The sequence below is a fragment of the Brevundimonas sp. genome (assembly GCF_013912005.1).
Lineage (GTDB): Bacteria > Pseudomonadota > Alphaproteobacteria > Caulobacterales > Caulobacteraceae > Brevundimonas.
In genome coordinates, this window is sequence record NZ_JACESB010000023.1 from 17,217 (window position 1) to 41,903 (window position 24,687).

Here is a 24,687-nt window from a genome sequence, read left to right on the forward strand (position 1 = left end):
TCGGGATCAAGGCGTCGCCGCCCCGGCCGCCGCAGGATCGGCGCGTCGCGGGAGATGGACGATGGCCGACGTTCTGGTGACCTGGTACTCGCGCTCCGGCTCGACGGAGCGGGTGGCGCGCGCCCTGGCCGGGCGGCTCGGCGCCGACGCCCGGCCGATCGTGAGCTCCGCCTCCTATGCGGGGGCGGGGGGCTTCGCCCGGGGGATCTGGGAGTCCCTGCGCCGCCGGGCCCCGGACATCCGCATCGACGTCGATCCGGGCGCCTACCGGCTGGTGGTGGTCGGCGGGCCGATCTGGGCCGGCAAGCCCGCGACGCCGCTGCGCGCCTTCCTCCGTCGCTACGGCCCGCGCACCCGGTCGGTCGCCGCCTTCTGCGTGTCCGGCGCCGGCGGCGCCTGGCCGGCCGCCTTCGCCGAGATCGAGGATCTGGTCGGCGGTCCCTTGGCGGCGCGTCTCAGCCTGTCGCAGGCGGAGGCCCTCGGGCCCGGTCTGCCGGCGGCGCTGGACGGGTTCGCGCGGGAGCTGTCCGGCGTCCGGTCCGCCCGCTGACCGTCGCCCGCCCGGACGGTCCCGTCCCGCCGGCCGCGCCGCCGTTCCGGCCCGGCGGGGCTGCCAAAAGGGGCAGGGTCTCTCTATATGGCCCGCCATGCCCCACATTCCGCCGCTCGATCCCAACGTCGCCGCCCGCAAGGGCTTCCGGGAATCCGAGGAGCGGCTGAAGCGCTTCTGGACCACGGTCGACGTCGCGGAAGGGCCGGACGGCTGGGCGGTGCGCCTCGACGGCCGGACGCCCAGGACCCCGGCCGGGGCGCCCCTCGTCCTGCCCGGCGAGGCCGCCGCCCGTCTGGCCGCGGACGAATGGGCCGCCCAGGGCGAGTTCCTGCTGCCCGCGACCATGCCGGCGACCCGTCTGGCCTCCACCGCCATCGACCGCGTCTCGCAGGCCCGCGAGCCAGTCGCCGACGAGATCGCCGCCTTCGCCGGCTCGGACCTGCTCTGCTACCTCGCCGGGGAGCCCGCCAGCGTGGTCGAGCAGCAGGCCCGGCAGTGGGCGCCGTGGCGGGCCTGGGCCGCGGTCGAGCTGGGCGTCCGCCTCGAGCCGGCCGAAGGGATCGTTCACCGGCCGCAGGACCCCGCCGCCGTGGCGCGGGTGAAGGAGCTGGCCCTGCGGCTGGACGACTTCGCCCTCGCCGGGCTCGGCATGGCGACGCCGCTGCTGGGTTCCGCGGTCCTCGCCCTCGCCCTGCAGCGCGGCGCCCTCGACGGGGAGACGGCCTTCGAACTGTCCCGCCTCGACGAGGCCTTCCAGGAATCCCGCTGGGGCGTCGACGAGGAGGCCGCCGAACGCACCGCCGCCCGCCGCGCCGAGGCGGCGCTGCTGGAGCGGTGGTTCCGGGCGCTGGCGGGCTGACGCCCCGCCCGCCTTGCCACCGCGCGCGTCGCTCCCTAAGCCTGCCGGCAGGGAGTCACCGCATGCAACACATCCTCGAAGAGCTCGAAAAGCGCCGCGAACAGGCCCGTCAGGGCGGCGGCCAGACGCGCATCGAAGCGCAGCACGCCAAGGGCAAGCTGACCGCGCGCGAGCGCATCGCCGTCCTGCTGGACGAGGGCTCCTTCGAGGAGACCGACATGTTCGTCGAGCACCGCTCGCACGACTTCGGCATGGAGAAGCAGCGCATCCCCGGCGACGGCGTGGTCACCGGCCGGGGCACCATCGGCGGCCGGCTGGTCTATGTCTTCTCCAAGGACTTCACCGTCTTCGGCGGCTCCCTGTCGGGGGCCCACGCGGCCAAGATCGTCAAGATCCAGAAGATGGCCCTGACTAACGGCGCCCCGATCATCGGCCTGTTCGACGCCGGCGGCGCGCGCATCCAGGAGGGGGTCGAGAGCCTCGCCGGCTACGCCGACATCTTCCTGCAGAACACCCTCGCCTCGGGCGTCATCCCCCAGATCAGCGTCATCATGGGCCCCTGCGCCGGCGGCGACGTCTATTCCCCGGCCATCACCGACTTCATCTTCATGGTGAAGGACACCTCGTACATGTACGTGACCGGCCCCGACGTGGTGAAGACGGTCACCAACGAGGTCGTCACCCACGAGGACCTCGGCGGCGCCCGCGTCCACGCCGGCAAGTCGGGCGTCGCCGACGGCGCCTTCGAGAACGATCTCGAGGCCCTGTCGGAAGTCCGCCGCCTGATCGGCTTCCTGCCCCTGTCGAACCGCGAGAAGCCGCCCGTCCGCGACAGCTACGACGACCCCGAGCGCGACGAGCCCTCGCTCGACACCCTCGTCCCGGCCAATCCCAACCTGCCGTACGACATCAAGGAGCTGATCCTGAAGACGGTCGACGAGGCCGACTTCTTCGAGATCGCCCCCGATTACGCGAAGAACATCGTCACCGGCTTCGGCCGCCTCGACGGCCAGACCGTCGGCGTGGTCGCCAACCAGCCCCAGACCCTCGCCGGCGTGCTCGACATCGACAGCTCGCGCAAGGCCGCCCGCTTCGTGCGCTTCTGCGACGCCTTCCACATCCCGCTGGTGACCTTCGTCGACGTGCCCGGCTTCATGCCCGGCACGCGCCAGGAGTACGGCGGCCTGATCAAGCACGGCGCCAAGCTGCTGTTCGCCTACGCCGAGGCGACCGTGCCCAAGCTGACCGTCATCACCCGCAAGGCCTATGGCGGCGCCTATGACGTGATGAGCTCCAAACACCTGCGCGGCGACGTCAACTACGCCTGGCCCTCGGCCGAGATCGCCGTCATGGGCGCCAAGGGCGCGGTCGAGATCATCTTCCGCAAGGAGGCCGGCGACCCCGAGGCGCTGGCGGCGCGCGAAGCCGAGTACAAGGCGAGGTTCGCCAACCCCTTCGTGGCGGCGGGGCTCGGCTACATCGACGACGTGATCATGCCCCACGGGACGCGGCGGCGGCTGATCCGGGCGCTACGCACGCTGAAGAACAAGCAGGCCGAGAACCCGTGGAAGAAGCACGATAATATTCCGCTGTAGAGCCACGCCCTCCTTGTCATCCCGGCCGAAGCGAAGCGGAGAGCCGGGACGTCCGGCAGGCCCTCCCGCCTGAGGCGGAAGCCCGCCAACCCGCGACGCCCCTCACCCCTCGAACGCCTCGAGGATGGGGCACGGCCCGGTCCCGCCGGCCGCGCAGGCCCTCGCCAGGCGCCGCAGCGAGGCCCGGGCCGCCTCCAGCTCCGCGATCCGCGCGTCCAGCGCGGCGATGCGCGTCTCGGCCAGCTCCCGCGCCCGGGCCCGGTCCTCGCCGGCGTCCAGCGCCAGCAGCTCGCCGATCTGCTCGAGGGTGAAGCCCGCCGCCTGGGCCGAGCGGATGAAGCGCAGCCGCCGCGCCTCCTCCGGACCATAGCGGCGCACCCCGCCGCCCGAGCCGCCGCCCGCCGGCCGCGGCGGCTCCGGCAGCAGGCCGCGGCGCTGGTAGTAGCGCACCGTCTCCACGCCCACGCCGCCGGCCGCGGCCAGCCCGGCGATGGTCAGTCCGGATGCGGGGGTGGGCATGCTTGACTCCGTACCATGGTCCGGACCCTACATGGGGTGCGGATCGTTACCGGCAACGGAGAAGCCCCCATGTCCGACCCGCAGAAGACCGCCGTCCTCTACCGCATGGTCATGCCCGACCACGTCTGCCCGTACGGGCGCAAGTCGCTGTGGCTGCTGCGCCGCAAGGGCTACGTCGTCGAGGACCATCATCTGAAGACCCGCGCCGAGACCGACGCCTTCAAGGCGGAGCACGGGGTGAAGACCACGCCCCAGACCTTCATCGACGGCGTCCGCATCGGCGGCCACGACGACCTGCGCCGCCACTTCGGCCAGAAGGTCCCGGAGCCCGGGGCGACCAGCTACACCCCGGTGCTGGCGGTGTTCGCGGTCGCCGCCCTGATCGCCCTGGCGATCGAGGTCCTGGCGACAGGCGCGGTCGGCTGGAGGGTCCTGCCCGACTTCATCGCCGTGGCCATGTGTCTGCTGGCCATGCTCAAGCTGCAGGACGTCGAGAAGTTCTCGACCATGTTCCTCAACTACGACCTGCTGGCGCAGCGCTGGCCGACCTATGGCTACCTCTATCCGTTCGCCGAGCTGGGGGCGGGGGTGCTGATGCTGGCCGGGGTGCTGACCTGGCTGTCGGCGCCGGTGGCCCTGTTCATCGGCGGGATCGGCGCGGTCTCGGTGTTCAAGGCGGTGTATGTCGACAAGCGCCAGCTGAAGTGCGCCTGCGTCGGCGGCTCCTCCAACGTGCCGCTGGGCTTCGTCTCCCTGACCGAGAACCTGATGATGATCGCCATGGCCGTGTGGATGCTGGCCGTCGCCCACTGACGCGCCGGCCACGACCGCATCTGACGCAGCGGCGGCGCAGGCTGCGGGCTCCGGTCTTTGACAATCAGCCACGTCGCCGCCGCGGTTCGGGACTCCCGGGACTCCCGGGACCCCCTTTCGGAGTCCCGAATCAGCCGACCAGGGCCGCCCGCTCCGCCGGGCTCAGCAGCCGCCAGCGGCCTTCCGGCAGGTCGCCCAGCTCCAGCGGCCCGATGCGGATGCGCAGCAGGTCGACGACCTCCAGCCCGACCAGGTCGCACATCCGCCGGATCTGCCGCTTGCGGCCCTCGCGCAGCACGAAGCGCAGCCGCTGCGGAGCCAGCTGCGTCACCCGCGCCGGCTTCAGCCGGCGCCCGTCCAGCTCCAGCCCGTGCCGCAGCCGGTCCAGCTTCGCCTCGGTGACCGCCCCCGTCACCTCGACGAGGTATTCCTTGTCCAGCGTCGACTCCGGCCCGATCACCGCCTTCGCCACCACCCCGTCGGAGGACAACAGCAGCAGGCCGCGGGAGTCCTCGTCCAGCCGCCCGATCGGGGGCAGGGAGGCGTCGCGGGCCGGCGGCTCCCCCGGGCCCTCCAGCCGGTCGCGGGTCAGCAGCCGCGCCGCCGGGACCTTGCCGGGCTCCGGCTGGCCGGAGACGTAGCCGACCGGCTTGTGCAGCACGATGGTGACGCCCTCGGCCAGCGCCGCCTCCGCCCGGTCGGCCAGCGCCAGGGTCTGGCCCCGGACCAGCTTGCGCCCGGCGTCCCGCACCACCTCGCCGTCGACCGACACCAGGCCGTCCGCGATCAGGGCGTCGGCCTCGCGCCGCGAGCAGACGCCGGACTGGCCCAGCCACTTGTTGATCCGCACCGGCTCGTCGCCGTCGTAGGTCTTGGTCCAGCCCATGCGCCTTCCGCCTTTGGCGTCTCTCTATGGAGGCCCGGGGCGGGCGGCAAGAACAACCGGCCGGAGCAATGTTCGCGCCCGCGGTCCTGCGGCCCCGCCGGTTGACCGCCAGTCCCTGCCTCCCTATGTTGAAGGTTCTCGCAAATAGTTCGACGTGGGCCGCTCCCGGGCGATCGTGCGTCGATGTCGGGTGCTCTGCGACGTCGGGCGGCGCGATATTCGTCCTGCGGCGCACTTTACTGTTCCCGATTTTCATCAACAGACCCAGGAGTCGTCTTGACTGCTCAACGCGCCCACAAGCCCACCCGCAACAACCGCTACGCCCCCCGTCCCGTCGTCCGCGCCCGCGTCGGCCTCGCCATGCGCCGCGGCATGAATTTCGGGACCTTCGGGGACGCCGAGCCGATGATCCGCGCCGGCGGACTGGCGCTCGCGCCGATCTCGACCGGCGACGCCAGCCTGTCGGTCAACGGCGTCACCGTCCTGCCGACCGCCCAGGCCTCGGACATCGACAGCGGCGCGCTGAAGGGGCTGGTGCTGCCGGGCGGCACGCCGGACGCGGACGGCGAGGCGGCGGTGCAGGCGCTGCTCCGGAAGGCGCGCGAGAAGGGCGTGCCGGTGCTGGCCTTCGGCGAGGGCGTGGTCCACGCCGCCCGCGCCGCCGGCGCCGATCCGGCCGACCTGCTCGACGTGGCGGCGGTGCTGACGGACGGCGCGAAGGTCTATCCGCTGGCCGACGCCGATGCGGTCACCGCCGCGGCCGGCCGCATCGGCTGACCGGCCTCAGAGGGCGCGGAACAGCAGCATGAGGTTGTTGGCGGGCATCTCCACCCGCCGGGTGAGGGCCAGGCCCTCCGCCTTCGCCGCCGCCGCCGCGTCCTCCCGCCGCCGCAGGCCCCAGGCGGGGTCCCGCGCCCTCAGGCTGGCGTCGAAGGCGGCGTTGGACGGGGCCAGCGGCACGTCGTCCTCCCGCCACGGCCCGTACAAGACCAGCAGCCCCCCGGGCCGCCGCAGCGTCCGTCCGGCCAGCCGCATCAGCCCCAGGGTCGCGGCCCACGGGCTGATGTGGGCCATGTTGCTGCACAGCACCGCCTCGAACGGCCCCTCCGGCCAGCCGTCCGCCTCGAGCATGTCGAGAGCCAGCGGCGGCTCGAGGTTCGGCAGGGCCGCCGCGGCCGCCCAGGCCGCGATGCTGGCGCAGGCCTCCGCCGAGGGGTCGCTGGGCGTCCAGCGCAGATCGGGCAGGGCTTCGGCGAAGGCCGCCGCGTGCTGGCCGGAGCCGCTGGCGATTTCCAGCACCCGTCCGCGCGCCGGCAGATGCGCCCGCAGCACCTCCAGAATCGGCCCCGCGTTCCGCGCCGCCGCCGGGGAGGCGAGGGCGCCGTCAGGCGTCGTGGAGAGCGGGTCGAGCGTCTGCATGCCTCGCCCCTAGTCCCCGTTGCCCGGGTTTGCGACCGGAAAATGCAGCGGCCGGGCGGCGCGCCGCTCGCGGGAGGTTGAAACGTGCATCGGTTGACGCAGCGTTGGCTTCAATGCCATCTCGCCTGAAACATTGCGTGATCGTCACGCATATCGGGAGGCGCCACGGCGGCGGAGATCGCCGGGCCGACGTTTCAGGAGAGTTCGCGTGACCCGTTCCATTCCCGGCCTGCACCCGGCCCCCACCGCCCACGCCGGCCTCGTCGCCTGGGTCGAGCAGATCGCCGCCCTGACGAAACCGGCGCGCGTCCACTGGTGCGACGGCTCCGAGGCCGAGAAGTCGGCGATCATCGCCGACCTGATCGGCAAGGGCACCCTGCGCGAGCTCGACCAGACGAAGCGCCCGGGCTGCTACTACGCCGCCTCCGACCCCAAGGACGTCGCGCGCGTCGAGAGCCGCACCTTCATCTGCTCCGGCAACGAGAGCGACGCCGGCCCGACCAACAACTGGGCCGATCCGGTGGAGATGCGCGCCCGGCTGAACGGCCTGTTCGACGGCTGCATGGCGGGCCGGACCATGTACGTCGTGCCGTTCTCCATGGGGCCGCTGGGCTCGAAGATCTCCGCCCTCGGCGTCGAGATCACCGACAGCGGCTACGTCGCCGTGTCGATGGGCGTCATGACCCGCATGGGCCAGGCCGCGCTGGAGGTGCTGGGAACCGACGGCGTCTTCGTGCCGGCGGTCCACACGCTCGGGGCCCCGCTCGCGGAAGGGCAGGCGGATGTGCCCTGGCCCTGCAATGACGAGAAGTGGATCGTCCACTTCCCCGAGACGCGCGAGATCTGGTCCTACGGCTCGGGCTATGGCGGCAACGCCCTGCTGGGCAAGAAGTGCTACGCCCTGCGCATCGCCTCGGTCATGGCCCGCGACGAGGGCTGGCTGGCCGAGCACATGCTGATCCTCAAGCTGACCGATCCGAAGGGCCGCGCCAAATACATCGCGGCGGCCTTCCCCTCGGCCTGCGGCAAGACCAACCTCGCCATGCTCCAGCCCAGCCTGCCGGGCTGGAAGGCCGAGACGGTGGGCGACGACATCGCCTGGATGCGCTTCGGCGATGACGGCCGGCTGTATGCGGTCAATCCGGAGGCCGGCTTCTTCGGCGTCGCCCCGGGCACCAGCCGCAACACCAACGGCAACGCCCTCGCCACCCTGGCGCGGAACACCGTCTTCACCAACACCGCCCTGACCGCCGACGGCGACGTCTGGTGGGAAGGCCTGACGAAGGAAGCGCCCGAGGGCCTGACCAACTGGAAGGGCCAGCCGCACGATCCGTCGTCGGGCGAGCCCGCCGCCCACCCGAACGCCCGCTTCGCCGCCCCCGCCGGCCAGTGCCCGGCGATCGCGCCGGAGTGGGAAGACCCGAAGGGCGTGCCGATCGACGCCATCCTGTTCGGCGGCCGCCGCGCCTCGGCCGTGCCGCTGGTCACCGAGGCCTTCGACTGGGACCACGGCGTGTTCATGGGCTCGACCGTCGCCTCGGAGGGCACCGCCGCCGCCGAGAACGCCATCGGCGAGCTGCGCCGCGATCCCTTCGCCATGCTGCCCTTCTGCGGCTACAACATGGGCGACTACTTCGCGCACTGGCTGTCGATGAAGGACCGCACCGACCCCGCGAAGCTGCCGCGCCTCTACTTCGTCAACTGGTTCCGCAAGAACGAGGACGGCAAGTTCGTGTGGCCCGGCTTCGGCGACAACGCCCGCGTGCTGAAGTGGATCGCCGGCCGGCTGGACGGCGAGGCCGAGGCGGTGGACACCCCGGTCGGCCGCGTGCCGACGCGCGAGGCGCTGGACCTGTCCGGCCTCGACCTGTCCGAATCCGACCTCGCCACCCTGCTCGAGGTGGACGCCGACGTCTGGGCCGAGGAGGCGGCGCTGATCCCCGCCTTCTACGACCGGTTCGGCGATCGTCTGCCGGAGGCCCTCTGGTCCCAGCACGCAGCGCTCGTCGGCCGCCTCGAGGAGGCCCGCGCGGCCGCGATCGCCGCCGAGTAGGGCTTGCAATCCGGCCGCGGGGGGTCGATCTGACCGCCCGTGTCCTCCCCCGACGTGATCGTCATCGGCGCCGGCGTGCTCGGCCTGTGCACCGCGGCCGAGCTTGCCAGCCGCGGCCCTGCGGTGACGGTCGTCGACCCCGGCGGTCCCAACGCCAGTTCGGCGGCGGCGGGAATGCTCGCCCCGGCGCTGGAATGCCTGTCTGACGCGGCCACCCCGGACCGCGCCGCCCTGCTGCTGCGGGCGCGGGATCTGTGGCCGGACTTCGCCGAGCGGTTCGGTCTGCCCCTGCACCGGGACGGGGTGGAGTGGCGAGGACCGGATCCCGAGGCGGCGCTGGCCCGGCTCGCCGCCTTCGGCGTCAGCGCGCGGCGGACGCCGGAGGGCCTGTTCACCCCGGACGACTGGCGGGTCGAGGTCCTTCCGGCCCTGCAGGCGCTCGCCCGCGCGCCGGGCGTGCGGGTCGAGCCGGGGCGGGCGATCCGGCTCGCCCGGGAGGATCAGACCTGGCGGGTCGCGACGGCGGAGGGCGACATCGGCGCGGCCCCGGTGGTGGTGCTGGCGACCGGCGCGGCGCCGCCCCTGGCGGGCCTGCCCGGCGCCGTCGCCCGACAGGTCGCGTCCATCGAGCCCTGGCGGGGCCAGCTGACCCCGGTGAAAGGGCCGCCGCCGGCCCGGACGATCCGCGCGCCGGGCCTCTACGTCGTTCCCGCGGCGGACGGCGCGGTGGTCGGGGCGACGATGGAGCGCGGCCGCCGCGACCTCGCGCCCGACATGGAGGTGTCCCGGCGTCAGCTGGAAGCCGGCCGCGCCCTCTCCGGCCTGACGGGCGAAGCGGCCTCGCCGCGGGTCGGAATCCGCGGCGGAACCGCTGACGGCCTGCCGCTGGCGGGCCCGGCGGACGAGACGGGCCTGCACCTGGCCCTGGCGCCGCTGCGCAACGGCTGGCTACTGGGCCCGCTGGTCGCCGCGATTGTCGCCGACGGGATCGAGGGCCGCCCGCCGCGCCCCGAGGCCGCGGCCCTCGACCCGCTCAGGTTCGGCTGATCAGTCGGCCGGCGGCACGAAGCGGAGATCGATGATCACCCGCGACCCCTGGGCCGCGCCGTCGACCGTGCGCGGGTTGATCCCGAAGTGCCGCGACAGGCCCTGCGCGGCCCGGCCGAAGCCCATGCCCGCCGGCGTCTCGCGCACCACGTCGCAGGCCGACACCGAGCCGTTGGCGAGCACCAGGCAGTTCAGCGTCGCCGAGCCGCCCACGCCGCGCGCCAGGGCGCGGTCCGGATAGGCCCGCATCAGCTGCTCGCCGGTGGGCTGCCGCGCCCAGCTGGGATTGCGGATCACCGCCGCCGGCCGCGGCTCCGGCTCCGGCGTCCGGGCCGGCGGCGCGTCTTCCACAGGTTTGTCGACGACGGTGGCGAGGCTGACCACCGGCGCGCTTTCCGTGGCGGCGTCGTTGAACACGACCGGCGCCGTCTCGACGGCGCGCGGGGGCGTTTCAGGGCGATGCACCGGGGCGTTCGCCGCCTTCGGCTCCGCCTGCGCCGGCTTCGGCTCGAGCCGCGGCGGAGTCCAGGTGGTGACCTGGATCACCGGCCCCTCGACCTTCTGCGGCGGCGCCTCCAGCTCGAAACGCTGGTAGTACAGCGCCGCGCCGACGGCCAGGTGCGCGCCGGCGACCACGCCGATGGCGATCCAGGCGTTGCGCGAGAGGCGGGGCTCCCGCCGCTCGTGGAAGTCGATGGGGCTCACCAGTCCGGGGCCGCCTGCGGTTCTGATCATCATGGCCGTCATCCCTGTCACTGTCCCCACAGCGTCCCTGTGGAAGTTGAGCGCTGACGTTACGGCAAGTTTTAGGCGAGCTTCGCCGCGAAATGATCACCGCCCGGGAGAGCGCCGTTAGGCTTCCGTTAACCAGAGTTCGCCAGCGTTAACGATTATGACCATCGGGTCGATTCCTTCTGCGAACGGAGTCGAGGCGGCCATCCGGCGCGCCTCGTCGGCCACGGGCGTGGACGCCGACTTCCTCGTGCGGACGGCCCGCCGCGAGAGTGCGATGAACCCGTCGGCGCGGGCGCCCACCTCCTCGGCCGCGGGGCTGTTCCAGTTCATCGAGCAGACCTGGCTGGCGACGGTGAAGGCGCACGGCGCCAAGCACGGCTACGGCCAGTACGCCGACCTGATCCACCGCGGCTCCGACGGGCGCTGGCGCGTCGGCGGCTCGGCCCGCAACGTGGTCCTCGACCTGAGGTTCGATCCCCAGGCGGCCTCGATCATGGCGGCCGAACTGACCGCCTCCAACGCCGCCTATCTGAGGGGCCGAACCGGGCGGGAGCCGGGCGCCGGCGACCTGTACGCCGCCCACTTCCTCGGCCCCGCGGGGGCCGCGCGGCTGATGGAGGCGATGGCGCAGCGGCCCGCCGCCAGCGCGGCCGCCATCTTCCCCGAGGCGGCGGCGGCCAACCGGTCGATCTTCTACCGCGACGGCCGCCCGGCGACGGTCGCGGAGGTCCACGCCAACCTGCAGCGTTCGGCCGGGGGCGGCGCGCCCGCCGCCGGCTCCCCGCCGGCGGCCGGGCCGCCCGACCTGTCCGCCCGGGACCAGATGCTGGCCGCCCGTCTGGACCGGCTGCGCCAGGACCAGAGCCTTCTGGCCCTGCTGCTGGGGCAGGAGGGGGAGGGCGGCCGGAGCGGCTTCGGCGGCGCCTTCGGACCGGGGAACGCTTCGGACGTCTGACCGAATCCGGTCATGGTGAACCGCCCGTTAAGGATGACGGGCGAATGCTGCGGCGCTGCCGGAAAACGAGCCCGTTCCATGACCGCCTACCGCGCCCGCCTCACCGAGATGGACATCCGTCGCCTGATCAAGGCCGGCGACGACGACGAGCGGGCGGCCGCGGCCCACAAGCTGTGCCGGAGCATGGACAAGGCGGAGCTCGACGACGCCGGCCGTGACGCCGCCCACAAGATCCTGCGCATGCTGGCGGAAGACGCTGCGGAGCTGGTGCGCCGGGCCATGGCGGTGACGCTCAAGTCCTCCGACCTGATCCCCCGGGACGTGGCCCGCCGGCTGGCGGCGGACGTCGACAGCGTCGCGCTCCCCATCATCAGCTTCTCGCCGGCCTTCACCGACGAGGACCTGATCGAGATCGTCCGCGCCGGATCGGCCGTGCGGCAGACGGCCGTGGCCAGTCGCCCGTCCGTGGGGCGCGACGTCGCGGCGGCGGTCGCCGAGCTGGCGGCCGAACCGGCGGTGCGCGCCCTGGCCGCGAACGACAACGCCGACATCGCCGAGCCGGCGCTGGCGCGGTGCATCGACCGGTTCGGCGCCTCGCCCGAGGTGGTGGCGGCGCTCGCCTACCGGCAGGCCCTGCCGCTGTCGGTCACCGAGCGTCTGATCGAGCTGGCTTCGGACTCCGTCCGCGAGCACCTCGTCACCCGCCACGCGGTGGCTCCCGAGACGGCGATCCGGCTGGCCGCTTCGGCCCGCGAGCGCGCCACGGTCGACCTGGTGGACCAGGCCTCCAGCCACGCCGACATCGGACAGTTCGTGGCGACCCTGAACGCCCGCCGGGCCCTCACGGCCTCGCTTCTGCTGCGCGCGCTCGCCCGCGGTCAGATGACCCTGTTCGAGCATGGGGTCGCGGAGCTGGCCGGCGCCCCGCACCAGCGGGCCTGGCTGATGATCCACGACGCCGGGCCGCTGGGCCTGAAGGCCATCTACGACCGGGCGGGGCTGCCGCCGCGCCTGTTCCACGCCTTCCGGGCCGGGGTCGACACCTGGCGCGCCCTGCAGGCCGAAGGGGCGGACACCTCGGCCGACGGCTTCCGTCAGCAGATGCTGGAGCGCTTCCTGAGCCAGAGGCCGAATGTGGGCCGGGAGGATCTGGCCTATCTGATGGAGCGACTGGATCGCCGGCCGGCCGACCGTTCCGAGGTGAACGTCGCCGCCTGAACGTGCGGGAGGCTCCGGCGCGATCGCGCCGGCGGCGGTCAGGCCAGGTGGTCGGCGACGCGAGCTTCGAGGGTTTCCGCGAGGACGCGGCCCGTCGGGTGATCGTCGGTCTGGATCTGGTCGCGGACCACGGCCTTGATGGCGTCGACATGGGCGTCGATCAGCACCAGCGGCGCGGCCATGCGCTTGGCCGGCTCATCCATCATCTTGCACAGCGACGCCGCGAGGCGGGTGACCAGCGGATACTGGTAGGTCGTGCCCAGTCCCTTCAGGTCGTGCGCCCGGAAGTACAGGGCCTCCGCCGTCTGCTCGTCGTAGCCGCGGGTGCGGATGTCCGCCTGCGCCTTGTCCAGCTTCTCGATCTCGTCCTGCAGCCACTGGCCGAACTGGGCCGACATCGCCTTCAGGGCTTCCTCGGCCTTGGCGATGGCGCCGGCGTCGATGCCGCCGAACCCGCCGCCGACCTTGAGGCGCAGGGTGTTGGGCGGACGGATGACCTGGGCCGAATTGCTCACGGAGGGCTCCCCAAACTGAACCGGACCAGTCTGTCACGGGCGACCTTAAGAACCGGTGCACGCAGCCTCAGGCGGCGAACTGCTCCGCCAGCACCCGTTCCTCGAACGAGCGGTCCGCGTCGAACAGCATGGTCAGGGCGATGTCGCGCCGCTCCCGCACCTCGACCCGGACCACCCGGCGCACCTCGAAGCTGTCGGCGGTGGCGCTGACCGGCCGCTTGTCGGCCTCGAGCACCTCGAAGCAGACCTTCGCCTCGTGCGGCAGAAGGGCGCCGCGCCAGCGCCGCGGCCGGAAGGCGCTGATCGGCGTCAGCGCCAGAACCCGGGAATCGAGGGGGATGATCGGCCCGTGCGCCGACAGGTTGTAGGCGGTCGATCCCGCCGCCGTCGCGACCAGGCAGCCGTCGCAGGACAGCTCCTCCAGCCGCACCCGCCCGTCGACGCTGATCCTCAGCTTGGCGCTCTGGCGCGTCTGGCGCAGCAGGGAGACCTCGTTGATGGCCAGGCCGCTCTGCACCTGTCCGCTCTCGGTCCAGGCGTCCATCTGCAGCGGATGGATGACCGTTCGCCCGGCGCCGGCGATGCGCTGCGGCAGGTCGTCCTCGCTGTAGTCGTTCATCAGGAATCCGACCGAACCCCGGTTCATCCCGAACACCGGCGTGCCGCGGTTCATGACGGTGTGCAGCGTTTCGAGCATGAACCCGTCGCCCCCCAGCGCCACGATGACGTCCGCCTCTTCAGGCGGTGCGGAGCCGTAGCGGCTGGCAAGGCGGGCGCGAGCCTCCTGCGCCTCGGGGCGGTCGGAAGCTGAGAAGGCGAGACGCGGGGGGCGGGGCTGGTTCACACCGGCAGGCAAGCCGAGCCCGTCCGCGGAGTCAAACCGCAGCCCGGGCCTCGGCCGCCGGTTCGGGCAGGAGGGCGCGGAACGCCCGCTGCGCCGAGGTGGCGGAAATGCCGCCGCGGAGCCAGACCGCGGCGCCTTCGTCACCCGGCAGCCCGTGGTTCATGCGCCGAAGCTCCGCCAGCAGGCCGGGAAAGACCGCCCGGTCGATGCCGACCGCGGCGCAGGCGTAGTAGAGCGCTTCCGGCGACGGGGCCGCGAGGGCGGCCCGCACCTGCGCGACGGTGAAGCCGCCCAGCAGCGCGAGGGCGTGGACCGCCAGGCTCATCCGCTTCTCGCGGGTCGCCCGGACCACGACCGCCGGGCGCAGCTGCCCCGCCGCGTGGAGCTTGGCGGCCAGCCGGCGCTCCATCTCCTCCCGCTCCGGCGTTTCCGCGTAGTCTGCGGCGGCGGGCCGCATGACCCCCTGGACCGCGTCGTACACCGCCGCGCCGAGTTTCTGCTCGTCGACCTCGAACCGGGCGACGATCGACTGCCGCAGGGCGTCTCCCAGCCAGTGGTACATCTCGCGGGCCAGCGCTTCGGTCAGGCGCGGATGGCGGATCAGCGGCCCCCGCAGGGCTGCGATCCGCCGGGAGTGTTCGACCAGCCGGCGCAATCCGTCGCCGCTGATCTCGGCGGTCCGGTTGGTGGCCAGCGCCGCCAGCACGGCCGGGGCGCCGCGGTCGATCACGGCGTCGGCCACCCGGCCGCTCAGCCGGGGGCGGCGGGCCACGGCGATCTGGTGATCGAGGGACGCCTCGATCAGCACCCGGAGCAGGTCCTCGTCGCCCAGGACCGGACTCGCCAGCAGGATCGGCCGGGCGATCTCGATCTCGTCGAGGGCGAGGATGTTCACGAGCGCGCGCGGCGCCCAGTCTGCGTCGGCGAGCCGTTCCGCCAGCGCGCGCCGCACCTCGCGTTCGGCCTGCCTGGCCAGGGTGAGGAAAATCTCCCCAAGCACCGGCGAGAGCTCGCCCGCCGGCGGACTGGCGTCGCACAGCGCCATGACGCCCAGCAGGAGCCGCTGGCGGGCGTCCGGGCTGGGGTTGCGGGCGAGGGTCAATAGCTCGCTGGCGGAGGCCGGCTCGCGGCTTGCGAGAGGAAGCTGGACGAGGACGGTCACGAACGTCTCCGGCGCGCCGGCTGCATGCGGCGAACCGGACCTTAGCCGCAGGGACCTAAGACAGGGTTAACCGAACCTGAATCTTGACGGGGGCTCGCGTCGGCGCGAGCGTGCGCCGGAACATAAGGAGGACGCTGCGATGGCGGACGGGGCGATCACTTCCCTGAAGTCCCGGGTTTCGGAGACGGAGTGGCAGACGCGGGTCGAGCTTGCAGCCCTCTACCGGCTGGTCGCCCTGCACGGGTGGGACGACATGATCTTCACCCACATCTCGGCGCGCGTGCCCGGGCCGGAGACCCACTTCCTCATCAACCCGTACGGCTACTACTTCGAGGAGATCACCGCCTCCTCGCTGATCAAGGTCGATCTGGACGGCAACATCGTCCAGGAGACCACCGACTTCATCAATCCGGCCGGCTTCACCATCCATTCCGCCATCCACGGCGCGCGCGAGGATGCGCATTTCGTCATCCACCTGCACACGGTGGCCGGGGTGGGCGTGGCGGCGCAGAAGGAGGGGCTGCTGCCGATCGGCCAGAACGCCTGCCTGCTGCAGCACCAGGTCGCGTACCACGGCTACGAAGGCCTTGCGCTGAACCATGACGAGCGTGAGCGGCTGGTGGCGGATCTCGGTGACAAGCCGCTGATGCTCCTTCGCAACCACGGCACCCTGGCCGTCGGCCGGACGGCGGCCCAGGCGTGGGTGGGGATGTTCTTCCTCGAGCGGGCCTGCGCCCAGCAGATCGCCGCCCTGTCCGGCGGTCGGGAGCACGTGCTGTTCGCCCCCGAGGCGGCCCAGGAGGAGACCCGCCAGCAGGGCGGCGGGGTCGGCTTCGTCTCGGCCCTCGCCTGGCCGGGGGCGCTCCGGATGCTGGATCGCAAGTCGCCGGGCTACGACGTGTGAACCCGGGCGGCGGCCTGCTTCTGGTCCTGGCCGCCGGCGCGATCGCCCTGCCGGCCGAGGCGGGGGCGTGGCCGCAGCGGAAGGGCAAGGGGCAGGTCATCCTCAAGTTCGAGGACATGCGAGCGGCCGAGGGTTTCGATCCCGCCGGGGACCTTGCGCCCCTGCCGGCGGAACGCCGGGACCGCGTCCTCGGCGTCTTCGCCGAATACGGGCTGACGGACCGGGCGACCCTGGTGGTCAAGGGGGACTGGCAGTCCGGCGAGGACGCCTTCGTCGACTACGAGGGCCGGGGGCCGCTGGAGGTCGGCGTCAACTGGGCGCTCTGGCGGGACGACCGCACCACGGTGGCGCTGTACGGCGCGGTCGCCGCGGGCGGGGAGGGGCGCAACGCCGGCTATGCGGCGCCGGGCCAGGGCGAGCGGGACTGGGAGGTGCGGGCGTCCGTCGGCCATGCCTTTCCCGGGCCGCGCGACCGTCCCGGCGGCTTCGCCGGCGGGTTCGTCGAGCTGCAGGCCGCGCGGCGGGTGCGGGAGGGCCTGGCCGACGAGGTCCGCGTTGACGCCACCGCCGGGGCGCACTTCGGCGACGACTGGATGGTGCTGGTGCAGGCCTTCGGCGGGCGGGCCGACGACGACGGGCCGCGCTGGCTCTCGATGGAGGCCTCCGCCGTCCGGCGGTTCGGCGACTGGAGCCTGCAGGCCGGCTGGCGCGAGACGGTGAGCGGCCGCGAAACGCCGCGTTCCTCCGGTCCGGTGATCGCCCTCTGGCGGCGGTTCTGACGCCGCGATCCGCGGCCAACCTCCGGTCGTACATTTGCGACCATGGCGGCGACGGAAACCGGAACCGCATCCGTTACATGAACTTGAGTTGCGCCGCCGGCGGAAGCCGCTAAGCCGGCTCGTCCCCCGTCCGGAGTGCCTTCCGCGTGATCAAACGCCACTTCTTCCTCGTCGCCGCCGGCCTCCTGCTCGGCGTGATGGTGATCGCCGTCATCCTGCGCATGGCCTTCGCGGGCGAGGAGAAGGGGGGCGGCGGCCCCGGCGGCCCCGGCGGACCCGGCGGGCGCGGCGGCGGGCAACAGGTCTCCCAGGCGGTGGCCACGCCGAGGCCGTTCAGCGACCAGATCCGCGTCCTGGGCGTGGCGCGGGGCCGGCGGTCGGTGAACATCACCTCCTCGACCAGCGAGCTGATCACCCGGGTGCTGTTCAGGGACGGCCAGAGGGTCGCGGCCGGCGCGCCTCTGGTCGAACTGCAGGCGCGCGAGGAGGACGCGGGCGTCGTGGAGGCGCGGGCGCAGGTCGCCCAGGCGCGGTCGATGTACGAACGGTACCGGGCGCTGGGGGAGCGGGGCTTCGCCTCGCCCATGATGGTCGAGCAGTACGAGACCCAGCTGGAAAGCGCGCAGGCGGCGCTCAACGCCGCCCAGGCGCGACAGGGCGACCGGATCATCCGCGCGCCCTTCGCCGGGATTCTGGGCCTGAGCACCGTCACCGCCGGCACCCTCGTCAGCCCGGGCGCGGTGATCGCGACCCTCGACGACATCGACGTGGTCCGCGTCGACTTCCCGGTGCCGGAGCGGTACCTGGGCGTGCTGCGCACCGGCCAGTCGATCACCGCCACGGTCGACGCCTACGGCCAGGAGACCTTCGCGGGCCGCATCGCCCTGATCGACACCCGGGTCAACGAACAGACGCGCGCGGTCACGGCGCGGGCCGAGATCCCCAATCCGGGCGGGCGCATCCGGCCGGGCATGGCGGTGCGCGTCTCCGTCGCGCAGGGCCAGCGCACGGCGCCGGCGGTGCCGGAGTCGGCGGTGCAGTACGAGGGCGAGGGCGCTTTCGTGTACCGCATCGCCATGGGCGAGCGCGGCGCCACGGCCCAGCGGGTCGAGGTCGAGACCGGCGCCGTCGAGGGCGGTTTCGTCGAGATCGTATCCGGGCTGAACGCCGGCGACCGGGTCGTCGGCTCCGGTCTGAACCGCATCCAGCCGGGCGCCCCGATCCGGGTGGCCGGCGCCGCGCCGCAGGGCGCGGCCGCGAAGGGCGCCGCCCGATGATGCTCTCCGACGTCGCGGTCCGGCGCCCGGTTTTCGCGGCGGTCGCGGCCATCGTGCTGTGCGTCATCGGCGCAGCCTCCTTCTTCTTCCTGCCGGTCCGCGAGCTGCCGGACGTCGATCCGCCGATCGTCTCGGTCAACACCAGCTACGCCGGGGCCTCGGCCGAGGTGATCGAGAGCCGGATCACCGAGCCGATCGAGCAGCAGATCGCCGGCATCCAGGGCGTCGAACGCATCAATTCGACCAGCCGCGACGGGCGCTCGAACGTCAACATCGAGTTCTCGCTGGACCGCGACATCGACGACGCCGCCAACGACGTCCGCGACCGCATCTCGCGGGTGGTGGGGCGCCTGCCCGACCAGGCCGACCCGCCCGAGGTCGCCAAGGCCGACTCCGACAGCCAGCCCATCATGATCCTGTTCCTGCGGGCCTCGACCATGAACCGGCTGGAGCTGACCGACTACGCGGACCGCTACCTGCTGGACCGCCTCGCCACCGTGCCCGGCGTGGCGGCGGTGAACATCTACGGCGAGCAACGCTACGCCATGCGCATCTGGCTGGATGCGGCGGCCATGGCGGCGCGGGGCATCACCGTCACCGACGTGGAGAGCGCCCTCACCAGCCAGAACGTGGAACTGCCGGCGGGCGCGCTGGAGTCGGGGCAGAAGAACTACACGGTCCGGGTGGCGCGGACGTACGCCAATCCGGCCGATTTCCGGCAGCTGCCGATCGGCGCGCGCGGTCTGTCCGCCACCGCCACCGGAGGCGGCGCCGCCGCGGCCGCGAGCGCATCGCTGAGCAGCCTGCCCAGCGGCGCGAGCGGAGCCATCCTCGGCCAGACCGGGTACGTCACGCGCCTCGGCGACATCGCCCGGGTGGAGGAGGCGCCGGAGGAGGACCGCCGCCTGTTCCGCGGCAACGGCCTCGACCAGATCGGACTGGCCATCACCCGCCAGGCCCAGTCGAATGACCTCGCCATCTCGGCCGGCGTCCGCGACATGCTGGAGGAGGTGCGGCCGAGCCTGCCGGAGGGCGTGGAGCTCGTGGTCGGCTCCGACAACTCCGTCTTCACCTCGCACGCCATCGACGAGGTGTGGATCACCATCGGCATCTCCATGGTCCTGGTGGCGCTGGTGAACTTCATCTTCCTCGGCACCCTGCGCGCGGCCCTGATCCCGTCCATCGTCGCGCCGATCTGCCTGCTGTCGACCTTCATCGTGCTGGCGCCGCTGGGCTTCTCGCTGAACCTGCTGACCCTGCTGGCGCTGGTGCTGGCGATCGGCCTCGTGGTCGACGACGCCATCGTCGTCACCGAGAACATCCAGCGCCGGCTGGACCACGGCGAACCGCCGCTGGTGGCGGCGGAGCGCGGCGCCCGGCAGGTGTTCTTCGCCGTGGTGGCGACCACCATCGTGCTGCTGTCGGTGTTCGCGCCGCTGCTGTTTCTCCCCGGCTACGTCGGTCGCCTGTTCGTCGAACTGGCGGCGGCGATCGCGGCGGCCGTGGCCTTCTCCGCCTTCCTGGCGCTGACGCTGTCGCCGATGCTCGCCTCGAAGATCCTGCGCCCCGCCACCAGCGGCGGCTGGGTGGCGCGCAGGGTCGACTGGGCCATGGACCGGCTGAAGACCTCGTACAGCAACTCGCTGGCCGCCCTGCTGGGCCGCCGGTCGGCGGTGGTCGGAACGGGGCTGGTGGTGGCGCTGATCGGCGCCGGCGCGGCGGCGATGTTCGTCACCCTGCCGGAGACCCTGGTGCCGGACGAGGACCGGGGGCGGGTGTCGGTGCGGGTGCAGGGGCCCGAGGGCGCCGGCTTCGACTACACCCGCGAGATCATGCTCGGGCTCGAGCCGATCCTCGCCGACTACGTCGAGAGCGGGGAGGCGGAGACCTTCCTCGTCTCGGCGCCGGGCTTCGGCGGCGGCAGCTTCAATTCGGGCAATGCGGTGCTGACGCTGGCGGACTGGTCCGAGCGGAACCGCTCGGCCGACGAGATCGCCCAGGAGCTGAACGGCAGACTGCGCAGCCAGACCGGCGCCCAGGTCAACGCCTCGACGCCCGGCGCCTTCCAGCGCGGCGGCGGCAACTCCAACTCGATCGAGATGGTGGTCACCGGGGCGGAGTACGAGGACATCTATGAGTGGCTGCAGCCGGTGCTGGCCGCCTCGCTGGAGAACCCGGGCTTCTCCCGCCCGCGTCTGAACTACGAGCCCAACGCCCCCCGACTGCTGGTCGACGTCGACCCGGAGAAGGCCGCGGCCCTCGGCGTCTCGGCCCAGTCGATCGGCCGCACGCTGGAGACCATGTTCGGCTCGCGGCGGGCGACGACCTATCTGAAGGGCGGTCAGGAGTACGACGTCATCCTGCAGACCCAGCGGGACGACCGGCGCAGCGTCGGCGATCTCGAGGCGCTGTACGTCAACACCGGTTCGGGAGCCCTCGTGCCCCTGTCGTCGGTGGTGACCACCCAGACCTCCGGCGACACGCCGGAACGCCGCCGCCTCGACCGGCAACGCGCCATCACCCTGAGCGCCGATCTCAACCCCGGCACCACCCTGGTGGACGCCACGGAGTTCCTGGACCGGGTGGCCGCGGAGCAGCCCCAGGGCGTGGTGACCACCCAGTGGGGCGGCGCGGCCCGCGACCAGCAGGAGGCGGGCGGGGCCGTGGCCTGGGCCTTCGGTCTGGCGCTGCTGCTGGTGTTCCTGGTGCTGGCGGCCCAGTTCGAGAGCTGGATTACGCCGGCGGTGATCATGCTGACGGTGCCGCTGGCCGCCGCCGGGGGGCTGTTCGGCCTCGTGATGGCCGGCTCCAGCCTCAACATCTACTCCCAGATCGGGCTGATCATCCTGATCGGCGTGGCGGCGAAGAACGGCATCCTGATCGTCGAGTTCGCCAACCAGCTGCGCGACCAGGGCCGGTCGATCCGCGAGGCCATCATCGAGTCGTCGACCCTGCGCCTGCGCCCGATCATCATGACCTCGATCGCCACCGCCTTCGGGGCCCTGCCGCTGGTGCTGTGGCAGGGCGCGGGGGCGGGCAGCCGGCAGACCATCGGGGTGGTGATCTTCGCCGGGGCGATGTTCGCGACCCTGCTCACCCTGTTCGTGGTGCCGGTGATCTACGGCGTGCTGGCCCGGTTCACGAAATCGCCGGAGTACACCGCCCGCAAGATCGAGGAGTGGGAGGCGAAGGAGATCGCCGCCAACGATCCGGTCCCGGCCGCCGCCGAACAGGTTCAGACCGCGGGCGGGGCGTAGCCGGTCTCGACCTTGAGGAAGGCGATGAGGTCGCGGCGGTCCTCCGCGTCGCGGATGCCCGCGAAGCTCATCTTGTTGCCGCGGAGAAACTCGCGCGGGTTCTCCAGCCAGTGGTCGAGGCGCTCCGCGTCCCAGGCGAAGCCCGCCTCGCGCAGGGCCGGGGAGTAGTTGAAGCCGTCCTTCGACCCGGCGACGCGGCCGAACACGCCATGCAGGTTGGGACCGGTCATGTTAGGTCCGCCCTCGGTCAGGGTGTGGCACGCGCGGCACCGGGCGAAGACGCGGCGGCCGTTCTCGATGTCGCCGGCGCTCCAGGGGGCCGGCAGCGACGCCAGGATGGCCGCCTTCTCCGCATCGGTCGCCGGCGCCGGGGCCTGAGCGGGCGAGGCGGCGGGCTGCGAGGTCGTCCCGCCGCCGTCGCCGCAGGCGGCCAGGAGCAGAAGGACGGCGGCGAGCGCGGGGCGGTGCATGGTCATCTCCGGTCAGTCGCCTCCTGATAGCCCAACCCGCGCCGGGCGCCACCTGCGACGCCTTGACGGGGTGGACGCTGGCGGTTCGCACCTGATAATCACTGTCAGAAAGGCGCGTCACGACGCCGACCGGTTCGAGAGCCATGTCCGACACCTTCAAACTCAGCGAGGCGCGCAAGGGCGCCTGCGGCGTCATCGTCCGCGTCGGTTGCCACCACCAGGAGGACGAGCATACGGCCGAGCTGGAACGGCGGCTGCTGGAGCTGGGCTTCGTCGAGGGCGCGCGCGTGGAGCTGCTGCACGAGGGCCTGTTCGGCCGCAACCCGATCGCCCTGAAGGTCGACGACATGCGGGTGGCGCTCCGGCGGCATGAGGCCGAGAGCATCACGGTGCGGGCCGGGGCGCTGGCCTGATGGACATGCAGGTTCGCAGCGCCCGCGTGGCGCTGGTCGGCAATCCCAACAGCGGCAAGACCGCCCTGTTCAACGCCCTCACCGGCGCCCACCAGAAGGTCGCCAACTACGCCGGCGTGACGGTGGAGCGGAAGGAAGGGATCATCCGCGGCGCCCACGGGACCCTGTCGGTGCTCGACCTGCCCGGCACCTACTCGCTGCGCGCCCGCAGCCCGGACGAGGAGGTCACCCGCGACGCCATTCTCGGCCGGCTGGCCGGGGAGGCGCCGCCGGACGTGATCGTGGCCGTCGCCGACGCGACCAACCTGCGCCTCGTGCTGCGGTTGATCCTCGAATTGAAGGCGGTCGGCCGCCCCATGGTGCTGGCGCTCAACATGTTCGACATCGCCCAGCGCCAGGGGCTGCGCATCGACCTGGAGCGCCTGCAGGCGGAGCTGGGCGTGCCGATCGTGACCACGGTGGCCACCCGCCGGCGCGGCATCGATGATCTGGTCCGCACCATCGAGGCGACGGCCTCCGCCGACGCCGCACCGGCGCTCGCCGCGGACTGGTCGCCCCCGGATGCGACGGCGCTGCGCGGCAAGGCGGCCGAGGCGGAGCGGATCATGCGCGCCTGCGTGCGGCCGCCGGAACGGCCGGACACCCTGACCGGCCGCATCGATTCGCTCCTGCTGCACCCGGTGGCCGGCCTGCTGATCCTGACGGCGGTGATGTTCGTGATGTTCCAGGCGGTGTTCGCCTGGGCCACGCCGGCCGCGGACGCCATCGAGGCCGGACTGGGGGCGCTGGGCGGCGGCGTGGCGGCCCTCCTTCCGGACGGGCTCTGGCAGAGCCTGATCGTCGACGGCCTGATCTCCGGGGTGGGCAGCGTGCTGGTCTTCCTGCCGCAGATCCTGATCCTGTTCCTGTTCATCATCCTGCTCGAGGACTTCGGCTACATGGCCCGGGCGGCCTTCCTGCTGGACCGGATCATGGGCGTCGCCGGACTGCACGGCCGCGCCTTCATCCCGCTGCTGTCCAGCGTCGCCTGCGCCATCCCCGGCGTGATGGCGACGCGGGTGATCGACAACCGCCGGGACCGGCTGACCACGATCCTGATCGCGCCGCTGATGACCTGCTCGGCGCGCATCCCGGTCTACACCCTGATCATCGCCGCCTTCATCCCGGACCGGCAGGTGTGGGGCTTCGCCAACCTGCAGGGGCTGGTGATGTTCGGCCTCTATGCGGCCGGGATCGTCAGCGCCCTGGTCGTGTCCTTCGTCATCCGCAAGCTGTTCTGGCGCAGCGCCGTCGAGCCCTTCATGATGGAGCTGCCGGCCTACAAGGCGCCGGACGTGAAGAGCGTGCTGTTCAACCTGTGGCTCCGGGCGCGCATCTTCCTGGAGCGGGCCGGCCGCATCATCCTGCCGCTGATGGTGGTGGTCTGGGCCCTGTCGACCTTCCCGTACCCGCCGGCGGGCGCCACCGGGCCGGCGATCGACTATTCCTTCGCCGGCATGATCGGACGGGCGCTGGAGCCGCTGTTCCAGCCGATCGGCTTCAACTGGCAGATGGTCGTCGCCCTCGTGCCGGGCATGGCGGCGCGGGAGGTGGCGGTGGCCGCCCTGGGCACCGTCTATGCGGTGGCCGATGCGGAGAGCGCCACGGCGGCGCTGGCCACGACCCTGTCGGCGCACTGGTCGCTGGCCACCGGCCTGGCCTTCCTCGCCTGGTATGTGTTCGCCCCGCAGTGCGTGGCCACCCTCGGGGTGGTGCGCCGCGAGACCAATTCGGCGAAGTGGATGTGGGTGATGATCGCCTACATGTTCGGCCTGGCCTATCTCGCCGCCTTCGTGACCTATCGCGTGGCGGTGGCGCTGGGCGGCGGCTGAGGTCGCTCGTCCGCATTCACGGAACGACGGTTGACAAGGCGGCGGCGGGCGCGGTTCCCTGTCGGCAGGGGAGAGACGCATGCGGTCGCCGCTCAAGCCTCTGCTTTGCCGCCATGACTGGTACTGGTCCGAACGGCACCGGGCGGAACGCTGTCGCCGGTGCGGCAAGCTCGGGCAGGTGGAGACGGGGCCGCCGCCGCGGAGGGCCCCGCCGTCGGGCCCGCCGGCCGCCGGGGAGGGCAGGCCGCTTCCGGCGCCGGTGCGGTTCGCCACCGCGCCGCAGGCGTTGCGCCGGGAAGCGGCGGCGCGGCGGAGACGCCTGCCGGAGCTGCTGGAGAGGCTGGCCGACGGGGGCGTCCTGGGTCCGGAAGAGACCCTCGACGCGGTGCTGGCGATCATCGAGGACGGCCATTCGGCGGAGCCGCTGCTGTTCGGCCCTCCGGCCGCGGTCCAGTTCGCCCGGCTGCGGGAGGCGCGGTTCGCGCTGTCCGGGGGCGGGGCCGCCGGACAGCGCGAACCGCGCCTCCCGCAGCCGGGCGAACT

The 24,687-nt window shown here is 72.7% G+C and carries 24 protein-coding genes; 16 read left to right on the forward strand and 8 right to left on the reverse strand.

What is annotated here, in order from left to right; genetic code table 11:
- Positions 1–61 precede the first annotated feature (61 nt).
- From H2038_RS12710 to H2038_RS12720, 3 genes are all read left to right on the forward strand, one after another.
- Positions 62–550: a hypothetical protein gene (locus H2038_RS12710; protein WP_292113859.1), complete on the forward strand. Its 489-nt coding sequence runs from the start codon at positions 62–64 to the stop codon at positions 548–550.
- Between the two features lie 97 nt (positions 551–647).
- The gene (locus H2038_RS12715) at positions 648–1,412 is read left to right on the forward strand and encodes an ATP12 family chaperone protein (protein WP_292113861.1); all 765 of its coding nucleotides are present in this window, start codon (positions 648–650) and stop codon (positions 1,410–1,412) included.
- A 62-nt stretch (positions 1,413–1,474) separates the two neighbouring features.
- Entirely contained in the window at positions 1,475–3,007 is a 1,533-nt protein-coding gene (locus H2038_RS12720; protein ID WP_292113863.1) for an acyl-CoA carboxylase subunit beta, read from the forward strand.
- Positions 3,008–3,109: 102 nt separating this feature from the next.
- Here the strand turns inward: H2038_RS12720 and H2038_RS12725 are convergent, their stop codons facing one another.
- Positions 3,110–3,526, reverse strand: coding sequence for a MerR family DNA-binding protein (locus tag H2038_RS12725; RefSeq protein ID WP_292113866.1), 417 nt, complete (start codon positions 3,524–3,526; stop codon positions 3,110–3,112).
- Between the two features lie 69 nt (positions 3,527–3,595).
- On the opposite strand from H2038_RS12725, the gene H2038_RS12730 reads away from it, so the two are divergent.
- Positions 3,596–4,339, forward strand: coding sequence for a MauE/DoxX family redox-associated membrane protein (locus H2038_RS12730; RefSeq protein WP_292113869.1), 744 nt, complete (start codon positions 3,596–3,598; stop codon positions 4,337–4,339).
- A 130-nt stretch (positions 4,340–4,469) separates the two neighbouring features.
- On the opposite strand, the gene H2038_RS12735 is transcribed toward H2038_RS12730, so the two are convergent.
- A complete protein-coding gene (locus H2038_RS12735) occupies positions 4,470–5,225 on the reverse strand; it encodes a pseudouridine synthase (RefSeq protein WP_292113871.1) in 756 nt (251 codons plus the stop codon).
- A gap of 276 nt (positions 5,226–5,501) precedes the next feature.
- Between H2038_RS12735 and H2038_RS12740 the strand changes: the two genes are divergently transcribed.
- Positions 5,502–6,002, forward strand: a complete 501-nt coding sequence (locus H2038_RS12740; protein WP_292113873.1) for a hypothetical protein — start codon at positions 5,502–5,504, stop codon at positions 6,000–6,002.
- A 6-nt stretch (positions 6,003–6,008) separates the two neighbouring features.
- On the opposite strand, the gene H2038_RS12745 is transcribed toward H2038_RS12740, so the two are convergent.
- Positions 6,009–6,644, reverse strand: coding sequence for a DUF938 domain-containing protein (locus tag H2038_RS12745; protein ID WP_292113876.1), 636 nt, complete (start codon positions 6,642–6,644; stop codon positions 6,009–6,011).
- 208 nt (positions 6,645–6,852) lie between these two features.
- On the opposite strand from H2038_RS12745, the gene H2038_RS12750 reads away from it, so the two are divergent.
- Together H2038_RS12750 and H2038_RS12755 are read left to right on the forward strand one after the other, a co-directional pair.
- A complete protein-coding gene (locus H2038_RS12750) occupies positions 6,853–8,697 on the forward strand; it encodes a phosphoenolpyruvate carboxykinase (GTP) (RefSeq protein WP_292113879.1) in 1,845 nt (614 codons plus the stop codon).
- A gap of 39 nt (positions 8,698–8,736) precedes the next feature.
- Positions 8,737–9,744 carry an FAD-dependent oxidoreductase gene (locus H2038_RS12755; protein ID WP_292113881.1) on the forward strand — a complete coding sequence of 336 codons (1,008 nt, stop codon included), beginning with the start codon at positions 8,737–8,739 and terminating at the stop codon, positions 9,742–9,744.
- Here the strand turns inward: H2038_RS12755 and H2038_RS12760 are convergent, their stop codons facing one another.
- Positions 9,745–10,482: a TonB family protein gene (locus H2038_RS12760; protein WP_292113883.1), complete on the reverse strand. Its 738-nt coding sequence runs from the start codon at positions 10,480–10,482 to the stop codon at positions 9,745–9,747.
- 154 nt (positions 10,483–10,636) lie between these two features.
- On the opposite strand from H2038_RS12760, the gene H2038_RS12765 reads away from it, so the two are divergent.
- Together H2038_RS12765 and H2038_RS12770 are read left to right on the forward strand one after the other, a co-directional pair.
- On the forward strand, positions 10,637–11,434 hold the full coding sequence (locus H2038_RS12765) for a transglycosylase SLT domain-containing protein (RefSeq protein ID WP_292113886.1): 798 nt from the start codon (positions 10,637–10,639) through the stop codon (positions 11,432–11,434).
- A 78-nt stretch (positions 11,435–11,512) separates the two neighbouring features.
- Positions 11,513–12,652, forward strand: a complete 1,140-nt coding sequence (locus H2038_RS12770) for a DUF2336 domain-containing protein (RefSeq protein ID WP_292113888.1) — start codon at positions 11,513–11,515, stop codon at positions 12,650–12,652.
- 38 nt (positions 12,653–12,690) lie between these two features.
- Here H2038_RS12770 and H2038_RS12775 read toward each other — a convergent pair whose 3' ends face one another.
- The 3 genes from H2038_RS12775 to H2038_RS12785 form a co-directional block, all read right to left on the reverse strand.
- Positions 12,691–13,167, reverse strand: a complete 477-nt coding sequence (locus H2038_RS12775) for an Hpt domain-containing protein (protein WP_292113890.1) — start codon at positions 13,165–13,167, stop codon at positions 12,691–12,693.
- Between the two features lie 67 nt (positions 13,168–13,234).
- Positions 13,235–14,011, reverse strand: coding sequence for an NAD kinase (locus H2038_RS12780; RefSeq protein WP_292113893.1), 777 nt, complete (start codon positions 14,009–14,011; stop codon positions 13,235–13,237).
- A 31-nt stretch (positions 14,012–14,042) separates the two neighbouring features.
- A complete protein-coding gene (locus H2038_RS12785) occupies positions 14,043–15,173 on the reverse strand; it encodes a DUF2336 domain-containing protein (RefSeq protein ID WP_292113896.1) in 1,131 nt (376 codons plus the stop codon).
- Between the two features lie 139 nt (positions 15,174–15,312).
- Between H2038_RS12785 and H2038_RS12790 the strand changes: the two genes are divergently transcribed.
- The 4 genes from H2038_RS12790 (at position 15,313) to H2038_RS12805 (ending at position 21,390) form a co-directional block, all read left to right on the forward strand.
- Entirely contained in the window at positions 15,313–16,077 is a 765-nt protein-coding gene (locus H2038_RS12790; RefSeq protein ID WP_292113897.1) for a class II aldolase/adducin family protein, read from the forward strand.
- Positions 16,074–16,856, forward strand: a complete 783-nt coding sequence (locus tag H2038_RS12795; protein WP_292113899.1) for a hypothetical protein — start codon at positions 16,074–16,076, stop codon at positions 16,854–16,856. The genes H2038_RS12790 and H2038_RS12795 overlap by 4 nt, the downstream gene beginning before the upstream one ends.
- A gap of 146 nt (positions 16,857–17,002) precedes the next feature.
- Positions 17,003–18,133: an efflux RND transporter periplasmic adaptor subunit gene (locus H2038_RS12800; protein ID WP_292113902.1), complete on the forward strand. Its 1,131-nt coding sequence runs from the start codon at positions 17,003–17,005 to the stop codon at positions 18,131–18,133.
- Complete coding sequence (locus H2038_RS12805; protein ID WP_292113919.1) at positions 18,133–21,390, forward strand: efflux RND transporter permease subunit; 3,258 nt, start codon at positions 18,133–18,135, stop codon at positions 21,388–21,390. The genes H2038_RS12800 and H2038_RS12805 overlap by 1 nt, the downstream gene beginning before the upstream one ends.
- Here the strand turns inward: H2038_RS12805 and H2038_RS12810 are convergent.
- Positions 21,369–21,866: a cytochrome c family protein gene (locus H2038_RS12810; protein ID WP_292113905.1), complete on the reverse strand. Its 498-nt coding sequence runs from the start codon at positions 21,864–21,866 to the stop codon at positions 21,369–21,371. The genes H2038_RS12805 and H2038_RS12810 overlap by 22 nt on opposite strands.
- Before the next feature lie 137 nt (positions 21,867–22,003).
- On the opposite strand from H2038_RS12810, the gene H2038_RS12815 reads away from it, so the two are divergent.
- The 3 genes from H2038_RS12815 to H2038_RS12825 form a co-directional block, all read left to right on the forward strand.
- Positions 22,004–22,273, forward strand: coding sequence for a FeoA family protein (locus H2038_RS12815; protein ID WP_292113908.1), 270 nt, complete (start codon positions 22,004–22,006; stop codon positions 22,271–22,273).
- Positions 22,273–24,144, forward strand: a complete 1,872-nt coding sequence (locus tag H2038_RS12820) for a ferrous iron transporter B (protein ID WP_292113911.1) — start codon at positions 22,273–22,275, stop codon at positions 24,142–24,144. The genes H2038_RS12815 and H2038_RS12820 overlap by 1 nt, the downstream gene beginning before the upstream one ends.
- A 79-nt stretch (positions 24,145–24,223) precedes the next feature.
- On the forward strand, positions 24,224–24,687 hold a 464-nt coding region (locus tag H2038_RS12825), incomplete at its 3' end, for a hypothetical protein (RefSeq protein WP_292113915.1).

Bases quoted from the DNA above. Each gene is read 5' to 3' on its own strand.
- H2038_RS12710 (WP_292113859.1), top strand. From the start codon at position 62: ATGGCCGACGTTCTGGTGACCTGGTACTCGCGCTCCGGCTCGACGGAG.
- H2038_RS12715 (WP_292113861.1), top strand. From the start codon at position 648: ATGCCCCACATTCCGCCGCTCGATCCCAACGTCGCCGCCCGCAAGGGC.
- H2038_RS12720 (WP_292113863.1), top strand. From the start codon at position 1,475: ATGCAACACATCCTCGAAGAGCTCGAAAAGCGCCGCGAACAGGCCCGT.
- H2038_RS12725 (WP_292113866.1), bottom strand. From the start codon at position 3,526: ATGCCCACCCCCGCATCCGGACTGACCATCGCCGGGCTGGCCGCGGCC.
- H2038_RS12730 (WP_292113869.1), top strand. From the start codon at position 3,596: ATGTCCGACCCGCAGAAGACCGCCGTCCTCTACCGCATGGTCATGCCC.
- H2038_RS12735 (WP_292113871.1), bottom strand. From the start codon at position 5,225: ATGGGCTGGACCAAGACCTACGACGGCGACGAGCCGGTGCGGATCAAC.
- H2038_RS12745 (WP_292113876.1), bottom strand. From the start codon at position 6,644: ATGCAGACGCTCGACCCGCTCTCCACGACGCCTGACGGCGCCCTCGCC.
- H2038_RS12760 (WP_292113883.1), bottom strand. From the start codon at position 10,482: ATGATGATCAGAACCGCAGGCGGCCCCGGACTGGTGAGCCCCATCGAC.
- H2038_RS12765 (WP_292113886.1), top strand. From the start codon at position 10,637: ATGACCATCGGGTCGATTCCTTCTGCGAACGGAGTCGAGGCGGCCATC.
- H2038_RS12770 (WP_292113888.1), top strand. From the start codon at position 11,513: ATGACCGCCTACCGCGCCCGCCTCACCGAGATGGACATCCGTCGCCTG.
- H2038_RS12790 (WP_292113897.1), top strand. From the start codon at position 15,313: ATGGCGGACGGGGCGATCACTTCCCTGAAGTCCCGGGTTTCGGAGACG.
- H2038_RS12805 (WP_292113919.1), top strand. From the start codon at position 18,133: ATGCTCTCCGACGTCGCGGTCCGGCGCCCGGTTTTCGCGGCGGTCGCG.
- H2038_RS12810 (WP_292113905.1), bottom strand. From the start codon at position 21,866: ATGACCATGCACCGCCCCGCGCTCGCCGCCGTCCTTCTGCTCCTGGCC.
- H2038_RS12815 (WP_292113908.1), top strand. From the start codon at position 22,004: ATGTCCGACACCTTCAAACTCAGCGAGGCGCGCAAGGGCGCCTGCGGC.
- H2038_RS12820 (WP_292113911.1), top strand. From the start codon at position 22,273: ATGGACATGCAGGTTCGCAGCGCCCGCGTGGCGCTGGTCGGCAATCCC.